This window comes from Aurantibacter crassamenti (assembly GCF_016811105.1).
In the GTDB taxonomy this organism is placed as follows: domain Bacteria; phylum Bacteroidota; class Bacteroidia; order Flavobacteriales; family Flavobacteriaceae; genus Aurantibacter_A; species Aurantibacter_A crassamenti.
In genome coordinates, this window is the sequence record NZ_JAFBGM010000001.1 from 2,367,719 (window position 1) to 2,383,333 (window position 15,615).

A 15,615-nucleotide genomic window follows, 5' to 3' on the forward strand; every position below is an offset into this window, starting at 1 on the left:
TTTAGAAAAATCTAGGGGTTAAATCAATTTTACCATTTTTGATAAATTCATAGCGAAGGAAAATTTCGAAGGAACCATCATTAAAACGAGTTCCACCTAACTGTGAAACCTCTCTGTCATAGGCTAAACCAAGCATGAATTGTTTAGTCATTTGAAAACCAAAAAGAGCACTCAAAGCAGAATCTAATCTATATGCAGCACCCAATGTAAATTTATCATTGATTAAAAAATTAGCAGAAACATCAGTTTGAAAAAGGCCACCGTCAATACCTTTTATTAAGATTGCGGGTTTAAATTTTAGGCTTGTACTTAAATCAAAGACATAACCCGATATTAGATACCAATTCATTTTTTGATGTGCGATTGCAGTTCTACTGGTACTCGAATTATCAAAATGTTCAGTTTCTAGTAAGTTAGGAATTGATAAGCCCGCATAGAATTTAGGTGTGTGATAATAAACACCTGCTCCAATATTTGGTGAAAACTTTTTATAGAGTGAACTACTTGTAACCGGTGTGGCACTGGCATTGTAATTTCTTAGCTTGTTGAAATCTATATTTAGAAAATGGCCCCCAGCCTTTAATCCAAACGAAAGATTTTTGCTTTCTGATGTTGCAATAGTGTATGAAAAAACGGCGTCAAATTGTGTGTTTTGATTTGTGTTATTTCCTATTTCATCATGAACAACTGAAAGTCCAATTCCCACTTTTTCATTAACTGGCCCATTGATGTTTAAAGTTTGTGTATTTGGTCCGCCATCAGTTCCAATCCATTGAGATCGGTGTAAAAGAGAAATTCCAATTGGCCCTCTAGTTCCTGCGTATGCAGGATTTACCGCCATTGTATTGTACATGTATTGGGTGTATTGCGCATCTTGTTGCGCCGTAAGATTTACCCATACGCCGAACAGAAGTACAGTCAAAAAGACTAGTCTACTTATTTTTAGGTTATATGATTTCAGATAATTCATCATCTATTTATATATAAATAACCTTTTAATACTTTGTCTTCATTATTTGAGACATAATTAATACGATAAAAGTACACGCCAGATGGAAGTTTTTTATTCTGAGGAATTGCAATTTGTCCTTTTGAATTTCCATCAAAGGCATTGTTTACGTTGTCATAAGTTTCGGTTTGCCATACGAGTTGTCCCCATCGATTATGAATCTCAACTGAATTTTCAGGAAATAAATGAACATTGATTATTTCAAATTTTCCATTCATTAAATCACTTGGATTTACCATGTCGTTTTCAATATAAATATCGCACGGCGCGTCTGGAGGAGGAGTGCCACCAAAAGAATCGCAAGGGTCTAGTGGGTCAGTGCCATCAAGAACCTCTTGTCCATCATTTATTCTGTCTCCATCGGTATCAGGATTGTTTGGGTCTGTTCCAATTATTTCTTCTTCCGTATCAAGTAATCCATCATTATCAGTGTCGAGGTCAACCACATATTCAATAATAACTCTACCAGCACCTTCATTTCCTGCTTGGTCTGTCGCTGTAATATCGAGTATTGTACCAGAGGGCATATCGCTATATGTGCCAGTTTCAGGAATCGCTGCACTAGTATCTACTTGCCAATTACCTGAAGAATCGGTGGTTACATTATAGGTGACATCAAAAACGGAATCTTGATTAAAGTCAATCTGGATAGTTAATATTTCATTGGCGCTACCGAAGCCAGTTATTATAGGAGAGCTATCAGGTGTCGTAAAGCTATTTACTACAGGTGCATTAATTAGAACATCATATTGGTGTTGGGTGGTAGCTGTACCTGTATTTCCAAAGGTGTCTGAGGTTGAAAGTATACCAGCAATAATTGAATCACTATCTAAGACCAATTCATTACCTGAAATTAATATTTCAAAAGCTCCGGAAGCATCAACACTTTGTGTAAATTGAACTTCATTAACTGTTAAGGTTACAATGTCACCAGCATTAAAATCCCCGGTAACCATGCCACTTACCAAAATAATAGTTGTGGCTTCAGCTTCATTTATAATATTATCAGTTGTAATTGGATTAATATTAAGGACGGGCACAAGTGGAGAACCATTATTTACAGGGATAACAGTTATGTTGACTGTTGCAGTTTCAATCAAGCCATTAATGTCCGTAACATCGTAGGTAAAGAAATCATTTCCAGTAAAATTCGGATTCGGAGAATAAGAAAATGTTCCATCGTTTTGTATTACTGCAGTTCCATTAGCTGCATCTGTATTTAAAACATAAATGGTAGCCGTAGTATGTAAGTCATTTGTAGATACATCTTCATTTAAGGTTGTATCTTCATTTGTTGAGAAAGTATCATCCACTGTATCTGCAATCGGACTTACGGTAATGGTTACAGTAGCCGTTTCAGTCAAACTATTTATGTCAGTAACATTATACGTAAACGAATCTGTTCCGTTATAATCTGCATTGGGCGTGTAGTTAAATGTTCCGTTCGCAGCGATAATTACATTGCCATTTGTGACATTGGTATTTAGGGTGTATGTTGCGACCGTTGAATGTGTGTCATTTGTAGATACATCTTCATTTAAGACGGTATCTTCGTCAACAGTATAAGTGTCGTTAACTGCTTCCGAAATTGGGTTAATGGTTATAGAAACTGAAGCAATTTCTGTTAGTCCATTAATATCTTCAACATCATAAGTAAAGGAATCCGTTCCATTGAAATCAGCAACAGGGGTATAGGTAAAAGTTCCGTCAGCAGCCATCACCACCGTTCCATTTGTAGCATCAGTATTTAAAGCATAAGTGGTAGCGGTGGTATGTGTATCGGAAGTAGAAACATCTTCACTAAGCACCGTATCTTCATCAGTACTAAAAGTATCATCCACAGCATCCGCAATCGGATTAACAGTAATGGTAACTGTAGCCGTTTCCGTTAAAGCATTGATGTCAGTAACATCATAGGTAAACGAATCTGTTCCATTAAAATCAGCGTCAGGGGTATAGGTAAAAGTTCCGTCGGTGGCCATCACCACAGTACCATTACTAGCATCTGTTTTTAGAGCATAGGTAGTAGCCGTGGTATGGGTATCGGAAGTCGAAACATCTTCGTTGAGAACCATATCTTCATCCACACTAAAAGTATCATCAACTGCATCCGCAATAGGATTAACGGTGATGGTAACCGTGGCCGTTTCAGTAGCAGCATTAATATCAGTAACATCATGAGTAAAGGAATCCGTACCATTAAAATCAGCATCAGGGGTATAGGTAAAAGTTCCGTCAGCAGCCATCACCACCGTTCCATTTGTAGCATCTGCATTTAGAGCATAAGTCGTAGCCGTGGTATGTGTATCAGAAGTAGAAACATCTTCACTGAGTACAGTATCTTCATCGACAGTAAACGAATCATCAACAGCATCCGCAATCGGATTGACGGTAATAGTAACCGTAGCTGTTTCAGTAGCACCATTAATATCCGTTACATCATAGGTAAAGGAATCCGTTCCATTAAAATCCGCATCAGGGGTATAGGTAAAAGTTCCGTCAGCAGCCATCACCACCGTTCCATTTGTAGCATCTGCATTTAGAGCATAAGTCGTAGCCGTGGTATGTGTATCAGAAGTAGAAACATCTTCACTGAGTACAGTATCTTCATCGACAGTAAACGAATCATCAACAGCATCCGCAATAGGATTAACTGTGATAGTAACCGTAGCCGTTTCTGTTAAAGCATTGATATCAGTAACATCATAAGTAAAAGAATCCGTTCCGTTAAAGTCAGCATCAGGTGTATAGGTAAAGGTTCCGTCAGAAGCCATTACTACTGTGCCATTGGTGGCATCAGTATTTAAAGCATAAGTGGTAGCATTAGTGTGGGTATCGGAAGTCGAAACATCTTCATTTAAGACCGTATCTTCATCAGTACTAAAAGTATCATCCACTGCATCCGCAATAGGATTTACCGTTATGGTAACTGTAGCCGTTTCCGTATCAGCATTAATATCCGTAACATCATAGGTAAAAGAATCCGTTCCGTTAAAGTCAGCATCAGGTGTATAGGTAAAGGTTCCGTCAGAAGCCATGATTACAGCTCCGTTTGAAGCATTAGTATTTAAAGCATAAGTGGTAGCGGTGGTATGTGTATCGGAAGTAGAAACATCTTCACTAAGCACCGTATCTTCATCAGTACTAAACGAATCATCAACTGCATCTGCAATTGGATTTACCGTTATGGTAACTGTAGCCGTTTCCGTATCAGCATTAATATCCGTAACATCATAGGTAAAAGAATCCGTTCCGTTAAAGTCAGCATCAAGTGTATAGGTAAAGGTTCCGTCAGAAGCCATTACTACTGTGCCATTGGTGGCATCAGTATTTAAAGCATAGGTTGTAGCTGCAGTATGTGTATCGGAAGTTGAAACATCTTCGTTGAGGATGGTATCTTCATCGACAGTAAACGAATCATCCACTGCATCTGCAATTGGATTTACAGTTATGGTTACCGTAGCCGTTTCTGTTAAAGCATTGATATCAGTAACATCGTAAGTAAAAGAATCCGTTCCGTTAAAATCAGCATCAGGTGTATAGGTAAAGGTTCCGTCAGAAGCCATGATTACAGCTCCGTTTGAAGCATCAGTATTTAATGCATAAGAGGTAGCAGTAGTGTGGGAATCGGAAGTAGAAACATCATCGTTTAGAACAGTATCTTCATCCACACTAAAAGCATCATCCACCGCATCTGCGATAGGATTTACCGTAATAGTAACGGTAGCCGTTTCCGTTAAACTATTAATATCAGTTACATCATAGGTAAAAGAATCTGTTCCATTAAAATCAGCGTCAGGGGTATAGGTAAAAGTTCCATTGGCAGCCATCACCACAGTACCATTACTAGCATCTGTATTTAAAACATAAGATGTAGCAGTAGTGTGGGTATCGGAAGTAGAAACATCCTCACTAAGCACGGTATCTTCATTGACACTAAAAGTATCATCAACCGCATCCGCAATAGGATTAACAGTAATGGTAACTGTAGCCGTTTCCGTTAAAGCATTGATGTCAGTAACATCATAGGTAAACGAATCTGTTCCATTAAAATCAGCGTCAGGGGTATAGGTAAAAGTTCCGTCGGTGGCCATCACCACAGTACCATTACTAGCATCTGTTTTTAGAGCATAGGTAGTAGCCGTGGTATGGGTATCGGAAGTAGACACATCTTCATTTAAGACCGTATCTTCATCGACAGTAAACGAATCATCAACAGCATCCGCAATCGGATTAACAGTGATGGTAACTGTAGCTGTTTCTGTTAAAGAGTTAATATCAGTAACATCATAAGTAAAGGAATCCGTTCCGTTAAAATCAGCATTTGGCGTATAAGTAAAAGTTCCATCTGCAGCCATTACAACTGCACCATTGGTGGCATCAGTATTTAGAGCATAGGTAGTAGCCGTGGTATGTGTATCGGAAGTAGAAACATCTTCACTTAGTGCAGTATCTTCATCGACAGTAAACGAATCATCAACAGCATCCGCAATCGGATTGACGGTAATAGTAACCGTAGCTGTTTCAGTAGCACCATTAATATCCGTTACATCATAGGTAAAGGAATCCGTTCCATTAAAATCCGCATCAGGGGTATAGGTAAAAGTTCCGTCGGTGGCCATCACCACAGTACCATTACTAGCATCTGTTTTTAGAGCATAGGTAGTAGCCGTGGTATGGGTATCGGAAGTAGACACATCTTCATTTAAGACCGTATCTTCATCGACAGTAAACGAATCATCAACAGCATCCGCAATCGGATTAACAGTGATGGTAACTGTAGCTGTTTCTGTTAAAGAGTTAATATCAGTAACATCATAAGTAAAGGAATCCGTTCCGTTAAAATCAGCATTTGGCGTATAGGTGAAAGTTCCGTCAGAAGCGATCACCACAGTACCATTGCTGGCATCTGTATTTAGTGCATAAGTCGTCGCGGTAGTATGTGTATCGTTAGTAGAAACATCTTCATTTAAGACCGTATCTTCATCGACAGTAAACGAATCATCAACAGCATCCGCAATAGGATTAACTGTAATGCTAACCGTAGCCGTTTCTGTTAAAGCATTGATATCAGTAACATCGTAAGTAAAAGAATCCGTTCCATTAAAATCAGCATCAGGCGTATAGGTAAAAGTCCCGTCAGCAGCCATTACAACTGCACCATTGGTGGCATCTGCATTTAGAGCATAAGTCGTCGCGGTACTATGTGTATCGGAAGTAGAAACATCTTCACTAAGCACCGTATCTTCATCAGTACTAAAAGTATCATCCACAGCATCCGCAATCGGATTAACAGTAATCGTTACCGTAGCAGTTTCTGTTAAAGCATTGATATCAGTAACATCATAAGTAAAAGAATCCGTTCCGTTAAAGTCAGCATCAGGTGTATAGGTAAAGGTTCCGTCAGAAGCCATTACTACTGTGCCATTGGTGGCATCAGTATTTAAAGCATAAGTGGTAGCATTAGTGTGGGTATCGGAAGTCGAAACATCTTCATTTAAGACCGTATCTTCATCAGTACTAAACGAATCATCAACTGCATCTGCAATTGGATTTACCGTTATGGTAACTGTAGCCGTTTCCGTATCAGCATTAATATCCGTAACATCATAGGTAAAAGAATCCGTTCCGTTAAAATCAGCATTTGGCGTATAGGTAAAAGTTCCGTCACTATTTAAAGTGACAGTTCCATTACTTGCATCTGTATTTAATACATAAGTCGTCGCGGTAGTATGTGTATCGGAAGTCGAAACAAATTCGTTGAGGACAGTATCTTCATCAGTACTAAAAGTATCATCGACTGCATCCGCAATAGGGTTAACAGTAATCGTTACCGTCGCCGTTTCAGTCAAACTATTAATGTCGGTAACATCATAAGTAAAAGAATCCGTTCCGTTGAAATCAGCATCAGGCGTATAGGTAAAAGTTCCGTCGGTAGCCATTAATACGGTTCCATTTGTAGCATCAGTATTTAGTGCATAAGTTGTAGCAGTAGTGTGGGTATCGGAAGTAGAAACATCTTCACTGAGAACAGTATCTTCATCAACAGTAAACGAATCATCCACAGCATCCGCAATAGGATTTACCGTTATGGTAACCGTAGCATCAGCAGCATACCCTTTTGTATCAGTAATTATATAAGTAAAAGTGTCGGTGCCATTGAAATCGGCAGCTGGCGTATATTCTATAAAGTCGTCTATAGGATTGGTAGATGAGCCATTATCATTAACAGAAGCAGTTCCATTTGAAGGGTTTGTAGCAATTACAATAGTCGTGCTTGATGGGCCATTTCCGCTGAAATCATCATTTGCTGTAACGAGTATATTTATATTAGAATCTTCATCCACCGAAGTACTATCATCTTCGGGTGCAGGAAAAAAGCTTTCTGTAGGATCGTCTTCTATATTTAAATCTGTATCATCACCATCATCAGAGATATCTGTGACAATTTCGGATCCGAAAAGTGCGGTACCCGATGCTGTTACTTGGTTTATTATTCCACCGGAATCTATTTCTGGTTGATTTAAAGAATATGTTACAGTATAGGTAGCTATTTCATCAACTTCAAGATGTCCTTCGGCAGAACTTAATGTGGCTCCAGTATAAGTGATTGTTCCAATGGACAATGCATTCCCATCAACATCAGTTAAATTATCATTTAGCGTAATATTGTCAACAGGTACATTACCTGTGTTTTCAACAGTGATTACGTAATCAACAGTATCACCTGTAGCAATCGGCGTGCTAAAATTTTCTACAACAGTTTTGGTTGTCTCTAAAGATGGTTCTGCAATAATTAGATTTGATAGAACAAATTCCACCACTTCATTCCCAGCAATTAATCCGCCGCTTAATGTAGCGCTCATATTGATGGATTGTACTGGAGAATTTATTTGCAAACTTCCACCAGCTCTAGCTGGATTTGTACCAGAGCCACATTCATCAGCACCTAAATTAAGTAGAGCACTTCTATTTGCGTTGAAGGTATTAGCGTTAGATTCAAAAATAGTCCCATTTGAACTAAGTTCAGTCCATGTGCCATTAGTCATTGTAAATACACCGGTCGAAGCCCCTAATAACGCGGCAGCGCCCACTCTATCAACATGAAGTATGGGGGCAATGATATATACTTGATTATCATCTGTGTCAAAAAAGGAAAATTGAACCGTATCGAGGGTTCCGCCGTCAACTTCAATCTCTAATGAAGTACTACCAAAAATAGCCGCGTCACTATACGTAGCAGATCCTGTACAGCCCATGACTTCTAAACCTTCAATAGATGTACCGCCACCGACACTGGCCTCTATGCGTACTAGGCCATCAGAACTCAAAGATTCCCATACGTTAGCACTCTTCACCGTCCAACCTGTACTCTGTTGAGAGTACAAAGAATTAGACCATAAAGTAAGGCAAGTGACTAGTGCTATGAGATTGATTAGATTTCTCAATTCTTAAATAAGTTCTTGATTAATTGTTCGCCCAACTAATTGAATATCAAATCATAGGTTAACACCTATAGTTTGCTTTGTAAATATAAACTTACGATATGCTCTCTTAAATTAAATGTTGTAAATAGTCGATTAATAGGGGTATAGCCAGTAGAATGTGTGGGCTATAGGGAACGAATTTAAAATACTTTAAGCCCTAACTCCTTGCCTTTTAATAGCATAAATTCTATTGCGGCCTGATGCTCATTCGGAATTTCACCTTCAAGTATAGCTTCTTTTATTGCTTCTTTAATTATACCTATTTCTTTGGATGGCTTTAAACCGAACGTTTTCATTATTTCTTCACCAGAGACAGGAGGCTGAAAATTTCTAATTTGATCTCTATTTTCAACTTCTATAATTTTTTGACGCACAAGCTCAAAATTACTTTTGTATTTTTTTTGCTTTCGAGTATTTTTAGTTGTGATATCAGCTTCACATAAGGTCATTAAATCCTCAACATTATCACCTGCGTCAAATACTAACCTGCGTACTGCGGAGTCTGTAGCAAATTCTTCAGCCAGCACAATAGGTCTTGAACTCATGCGTACCATTTTCTGAACAAACTTCATTTTGTCATTCAGCGGCATGCGCAACCGCTTGAAAATTTTGTAGACCATTTTAGATCCAATAAACTCATGCCCATGAAATGTCCATCCAATTTTTTTATGAAACTTTTTGGTTGGCGCTTTTCCAATGTCATGAAGTAATGCAGACCATCGTAACCATAAATTATCGGTCGTTTCACAAATGTTATCTACCACCTCTAAGGTGTGCCAGAAATTGTCTTTGTGCCGTTGACCTTCTATTTCTTCAATACCTTGTAACGCTACCAATTCAGGTAAAATGTAAGCTAATAATTCCGTTTTATGCAATAGACTAAAACCTTGAGAAGGTTTTTTACTCAATAATATTTTATGAAGTTCATCAACAATTCGCTCATTAGAAATTATTTTTAATCGCTCTTTATTCTCCGAAATTGCCCGTAACGATTGCCCTTCAATTTTAAAGTTTAGTTGAGTAGCAAATCGAATTGCTCTCATCATGCGTAATGGGTCATCAGAGTATGTAATTCCTGGTTCAAGAGGCGTTTTTATGATGCATTTTTCTAAATCGGAAACTCCATTAAATGGATCTGATAATTCTCCGTAATTATTTTTATTTAATGATAATGCCAGTGCGTTAATAGTGAAATCTCGTCGCTTTTGATCATCTTCTAAAGTACCATTCTCCACAATTGGTTTTCGGCTATCTCTGTGATAACTTTCTTTTCTAGCGCCTACAAATTCAACTTCAACATCATGGTGTTTTACCATTGCAGTACCGAAGTTTTTAAAAATAGAAACTTGCGGTTTACCATCTAATTTTGACGCTACTTTTTGGGCAAGTTCAATACCGCTACCAACAGCCACAATGTCAATGTCTTTAGGACTTCCTCTTTGTAATAGATAGTCTCGTACAAATCCACCAATCACATAACAATCTAATTCAAGTTCGGTTGCAGCTTCTGCAATTATCTTAAAAATTGGGTTTTGTAGTGCTTCTTTAAATTGTGGTAAACTCATATGTTTTTCATTGCATTAGAGAATATGAAAGTTCTTGAGTCATATTTTCTATAAAGCATAGTTGTATTATTCTTATTATAAAGAATATTCAATTAATTGCGAATTACTTTAACGGTACCATCATTAGCCAATTTTATAATTGATGAAGGAGGGCCATTTTTTTTATCGCGGTTCAAATTTACCACATAGTCAACTCCTTTTAAAATATACTCACTTATTTCATCAAATGATTTAGGGGTTGGAGATCCAGAAACATTAGCAGAAGTAGAAACAATAGGTTTTTTAAATTTGTTAATCAAGTATTGACAAAACTTATCAGATGCAATTCGGATAGCTAAAGAATCATCTTCAGCAATTAGGTTTTTAGCAATACCCTTAGGCTTATCAAATATAATTGTTGTTGGTTTTTCAGCAAGGTCGATAATATCCCAGGCAACTTCAGGTACATTGGTAATATGTCTTTCTAACATGAAATCATTGGCGACTAAACAAATAAGTGCTTTTGAATCCATTCTTTTTTTAAGCGCATAAACTTTTTTCACAGCTTCTTCATTGGTGGCATCACAACCAATGCCCCATACGGTATCGGTAGGGTAGAGTAGAAGGCCTCCATTTTGAAGTACTTCAATAGCTTTGTTAATTTCGTCAGTCATTACTGAATTATCTGATTATGTTTTATTGATTTACCTAACGGAAGTCCAATTAATATTCTTGTAAAAAGTTTGAAATATTTTGGTTTTATTATAGATGTTAATCCGTATCTAACAACAAAAAAACAGCGAAGCATTTGATAATGCAAATAGCCATAATTTTTTCGGATAACATAAAACATTGAAGTCTTTAATTCAATTTTAGTAGCAATGGGTATTCCTGTTTTATCGATGCTTTTGCCTTGATAATGTATATATGATGCATTGGGAATAAAGTAAGTTTTTTTGCCATTTTGCTTTAATCTATAGCAAATATCACTTTCTTCAAAATATAAAAACAAGTTGGTGTCAAAGCCACCAACTAAATTAAAATCATCAGCTTTAAAAAGCATAAAACTTCCGTTCACATAATCAACCGAAATGGGTTCAGAATATACTTTTCTTCTATTAGGTTTTGAAAATACCATTTCAACAAATTGCTTGCCTAATACTTCACGCCAAAAAGAGGTAAAATGATCAAAACTGATTTGCTTCTCATTCTTCTCATTATTTATTTGAGGGCCACATACGGCTGCATCTGGAGTATTTTTTAAAAACGCATAACATTCTGAAATACAGTTAGAAGTTAAAAGTGTGTCGTTGTTTAAAAAAAGGTAATAATCGGCATTTGCGAATTGTACACCAAACATATTTCCACCACCAAACCCAGTATTTATCCGACTTCGATGTATATTAATTTTATCAGAATTCAACAAATAGACTGACGATTTCAATGTTTCAAAATCTTCTTTTTCAGAAGCATTATCAACAACCACAATTTGATAAGAGAGTTGCGTTGATGTATTGTTTAAAACAGACTCAATGCAATTAATTGTATACTCTGACGAGTTGTAATTAATTATAATTATGGCGATATCGTAACGGGTGCTTGTCATTTTTATTCTGAAACTTCTTTTTGAAAATTTGTGTTCTTGATAATAAAATTTGAAAGTACTGTTTTAAATATTTTGGGCTCAAAAGATGTATACAATGTTTCGATATTTTTTTTAATATCTTTCTTTTGTAAGCCTTCAAATAATTCTGGTTTATAATCTTTTAAATGAATACCAACATGTTGAATTGAATTTTTGCTGTGCCAAGCCCCTTTGATTATAAAGGGACTAAACATACAAAAAGTTGGTATGCCAAGCGCTTTTGCCATATTTACAGCTCCGCCTTCATTCCCAATTAATGCAGTACATTGAGCTAATATTGCTAGAAATCCTCTTAATGATTCAGCATAAAAATCTATTGCTATACGAGCTTGGGTTTCTTTTTTACATTTTTGATAAACGGCAAGCACTTCTGTTTTTTGATTGGGAATATAATTAAAGAGTAATCTAGCATCAGTTTGAGTGCAAATGTAATCTAGAACTTCAGCCATATACTTTTCAGGATAGGTTTTCAGAGCGCTACTGCCTAAAATTCCAATCATTATTATTTTTTGATTGTCAAATTCTTTAAGGTTGTTCACTTCTAATTGTGCAATTTCAATCTCTTTATCCGTTAGGTGTATTTTTGGAAAATATTCCAATTCATTGGTTTCACCCAGAATAGGATTTAATAATTGTAACCTATTATGAATGGCTAGGGGTGCTTTTTCATTTGTATTAAGGCTTTCTTGAACGGTATCAGAGTAAATCCATTTGGTATACCATTTTGTATGTGAAACCTTAAATTTTGATTTAGCAAATAGTGAAATTAAATTACTCTCTGTTTTTCCATAAGCATCGATTACGCCATGGTATACTTCCTTACGAATTGATTTAAGAAATTTGAGTAACTCTGATTTATTAGAACGATATTTCTGCTCAAATACTATTACTTTATCAATAAATGGATTGTTTTCTAAAACGGCCAAAGTATTATGATTGGCTACAAAATGAACAATACTATCAGGATAAACCGATTTTATTCGCTCACAAATTACAGTACTGGCCAATACATCTCCTATCATTTTTTGTTGAATAACTAAAAATTTCATTTGAGCCATGGGTAAATATACTGTTTATAGCATCCAAAAATACGTGTACTTTGATTACAAAAGCTGCAGTTAATACAAATAATTCAATATTTTTTTAAATTTAAAACATGATAAATTATAAACTTCATTGGAGATGAAATGCAAAAAACTACATTTGTAAAAACAATAGGTCAAAATTCTATTTATGAACACCGTAAGTGTTATTATAAGTACATACAAAAAACCAGATTGGTTGCAAAAAGTTCTTTGGGGTTTTGATTGTCAGACTTATAAAGACTTTGAGGTTGTAATTGCTGATGATGGCTCAGGTCAAGAAACCATAGATTTGATAAATACGATGTCAGAGAAGGTGTCTTATGATATCAAACATGTTTGGCAAGAAGATGATGGTTTTCAAAAATGCAGAATTCTTAATAAGGCAATCACCGCGTGTAGTGCAGAATATATTATTATGACCGACGGTGATTGTATACCGCGAGAAGATTTTGTGCAGGTACATTATTTGAATAAAGACCCTGGGCATTTTATCTCTGGTGGTTATTATATGCTGCCAATGAATATTTCATTAGCAATTGAAGAAGAAGATATTCTAAAGCAAAATTGTTTTGATATCAATTGGCTAAAGAAAAAGGGAATACCGAATACATTCAAAAATAATAAGCTTACCTCTAGTGGTTTTATATCCAAATTATTCAACACATTTACGCCAACAAAAGCAAGTTGGAACGGTCATAATGCATCGGGTTGGAAAAATGATATTTTGAATGTAAATGGCTTTGATGAAAGAATGCAGTATGGGGGAGAAGATCGAGAATTTGGAGAACGCTTGTCGAATTTCGGAATAAAATCAAAACAATTGCGATATAGTGCTGTATGTATTCACCTAGATCATGAACGAAGTTATCGAACGCCAGAGGCCATTGCTAGAAATATGGTAATTAGAAAAGAAGTTAGGCAGAACAAAAGTGTATGGACCTATCATGGCATTGTTAAGAAATAAGCCATTTCATTTTTCTTTTCAAGTCTTTTTAATTCACGGTAACGCTCCAAATCGCCAAGGGCGTTTAGATAGCATATAATGATTCCTTTTCGTCCGTCAAGAAAGCCTAAACGCAAAATGAAATGATTAAAAAACTTCCACATTGGCTTTGCGAAAAGAGATAAATAATTAAAGTTTTTCTCAGTAAAGAAATCTTCTTTTGCTTTCAATTTGCCGTACTTCAGCATTTTTGCTTTGTAATCTTCATAATTTTTATAGCAATAATGGGTCAGTTTTTCCTTAAAAATTCCTGATTTACCATTTACCACTAAGGTCTCATGTACAATTTTCCGATCTGAGAATTTGGCTTTACTTTTTCTAAAAAGTCTGTAATTCTTATCGGTTTGCCAACCACTAAATCGAAGTAATTTATCTTCGAACATAAATTTTCTGTAAAACCAAAAAGCTGCATGGTCAGTATTACTTTCAACAGTCTTCCTAATTTCAGTTCTAAGTGCTTTCGAAATAACTTCATCAGCATCTAAAAAAAGTACCCAATCATTTGTTGCTTGTTTTAAAGCAAAAGACTTTTGTGATGTGAAGTTCGCAAAAGGATTTTGAATTACTTGTACCTTTGATTTTTTTTGAAGGTATTCATAAGTGCCATCTGTGCTGAAAGAATCAACAACAATGATTTCATCTGCAAATTCAACAGATTCAATACATCTCTCAATGTATCCAATCTCATTAAAAGCAATGACTACTGCAGAAATTTTCACTTTGCTGTTATTCATAACAATTACCAAATTGAAGTAATTTACTACAAAGCTATAATTAAAATAGTGAAATGAAGATTGTTATACGTAAATAATCATATAAAATGAGAAACCGATAAAGTTATAGTAATAAAGTTGCAATTTTCGGAAGAAAAGGCTACTACATTTGAATTATTAATTTCCTCTTTGCGGTGCGGTATTGAGATGTGGTATTTTTTGTTCTTGTTGTTCTAAACGTCTTAATTCTAGGTATCTCTCCCAATCACCAAGTGCATTAAGATAACAAACTTTAAGACCCTTTATTCCGTCAAGCACACCTAGTCGAAAGATATAATTATACAAGAAAACAAATGTGGGTTTAATGAGTAATAAACTTACACTAAATTGTTTGTTTTGTGCTAATGCTTCTTTGGCTTTTAAACGACCATAACAAAGCATTTTTCCTTTATAGTTGTTGAAATTTCGGTAACAGTAATGTGTGAGTTTTTCTTTAAGTATGCCCGATGTGCCATTTACCTCAAGAGTTTCATGTACAATTCTTCTTTGAGCGAATTTCACTTTACTTTTTCTAAAAAGCCTATAATTTTTATCAGTTTGCCAGCCACTAAAGCGTAACCGTTTTTCTTGAAACATAAATTTTCTTCTGAACCAATATGCAGCATGGTTTTTAGGTCCATTAACAGTTTCAATAATTTCGTTTTGCAATTGTTCTGTAACTACTTCATCTGCATCAATAAAAATAACCCAGTCATTTGAAGCTTGTTCTAGCGTGTAAGCCTTTTGTGCGGTGTAGTTTTTGAAAGGATGTTGTATGACTTTTACCTTCGGATGTGATAAAAGATATTCGTACGTACCATCAGTACTATACGAATCTACAACGATAATTTCATCAGCAAATTCAACCGATTTTATGCAATTTTCAATATATCCAATTTCGTTATATGTGATAACGAGTGCTGATATTTTTTGCCTTTGAAGCACCATAAATACAATTCTGTAGGTTACTTATCATAGGGTGGTCTTCATTACTAACTGTAAAAAAAGCAAAAAATTATATTTTAAGTTGGAATTTTCCTTCAATTTGGAGTATTGTTTTGAACTATGTGATTTGAATTTTTAACGTTTA

General features: G+C 35.7%; 9 protein-coding genes. 1 reads left to right on the plus strand and 8 read right to left on the minus strand.

Annotated features, from left to right (window positions below; all coding sequences use genetic code 11):
• Position 1 precedes the first annotated feature (1 nt).
• The 6 genes from JQC67_RS09790 to JQC67_RS09815 form a co-directional block, all read right to left on the minus strand.
• Entirely contained in the window at positions 2 to 973 is a 972-nt protein-coding gene (locus JQC67_RS09790) for a PorP/SprF family type IX secretion system membrane protein (RefSeq protein WP_203252631.1), read from the minus strand.
• Complete coding sequence (locus JQC67_RS09795) at positions 970 to 8,457, minus strand: Ig-like domain-containing protein (protein WP_203252632.1); 7,488 nt, start codon at positions 8,455 to 8,457, stop codon at positions 970 to 972. The genes JQC67_RS09790 and JQC67_RS09795 overlap by 4 nt, the downstream gene beginning before the upstream one ends.
• Before the next feature lie 179 nt (positions 8,458 to 8,636).
• On the minus strand, positions 8,637 to 10,061 hold the full coding sequence (locus tag JQC67_RS09800) for a CCA tRNA nucleotidyltransferase (RefSeq protein WP_203252633.1): 1,425 nt from the start codon (positions 10,059 to 10,061) through the stop codon (positions 8,637 to 8,639).
• Between the two features lie 92 nt (positions 10,062 to 10,153).
• On the minus strand, positions 10,154 to 10,714 hold the full coding sequence (locus JQC67_RS09805) for an L-threonylcarbamoyladenylate synthase (protein WP_203252634.1): 561 nt from the start codon (positions 10,712 to 10,714) through the stop codon (positions 10,154 to 10,156).
• Positions 10,714 to 11,646, minus strand: a complete 933-nt coding sequence (locus tag JQC67_RS09810; RefSeq protein ID WP_203252635.1) for a glycosyltransferase family 2 protein — start codon at positions 11,644 to 11,646, stop codon at positions 10,714 to 10,716. Before JQC67_RS09810 ends, JQC67_RS09805 begins: the two co-directional genes overlap by 1 nt.
• Before the next feature lie 2 nt (positions 11,647 to 11,648).
• Positions 11,649 to 12,734 (minus strand): glycosyltransferase family 9 protein, encoded by a 1,086-nt coding sequence (locus JQC67_RS09815; RefSeq protein WP_203252636.1) that lies wholly within the window; start codon positions 12,732 to 12,734, stop codon positions 11,649 to 11,651.
• A gap of 184 nt (positions 12,735 to 12,918) precedes the next feature.
• Between JQC67_RS09815 and JQC67_RS09820 the strand changes: the two genes are divergently transcribed.
• Entirely contained in the window at positions 12,919 to 13,734 is an 816-nt protein-coding gene (locus JQC67_RS09820; protein ID WP_203252637.1) for a glycosyltransferase family 2 protein, read from the plus strand.
• Here the strand turns inward: JQC67_RS09820 and JQC67_RS09825 are convergent.
• Positions 13,713 to 14,507: a glycosyltransferase family 2 protein gene (locus JQC67_RS09825; protein ID WP_203252638.1), complete on the minus strand. Its 795-nt coding sequence runs from the start codon at positions 14,505 to 14,507 to the stop codon at positions 13,713 to 13,715. The genes JQC67_RS09820 and JQC67_RS09825 overlap by 22 nt on opposite strands.
• Positions 14,508 to 14,663: 156 nt before the next feature.
• Positions 14,664 to 15,473: a glycosyltransferase family 2 protein gene (locus JQC67_RS09830; protein WP_203252639.1), complete on the minus strand. Its 810-nt coding sequence runs from the start codon at positions 15,471 to 15,473 to the stop codon at positions 14,664 to 14,666.
• Positions 15,474 to 15,615: the final 142 nt, after the last annotated feature.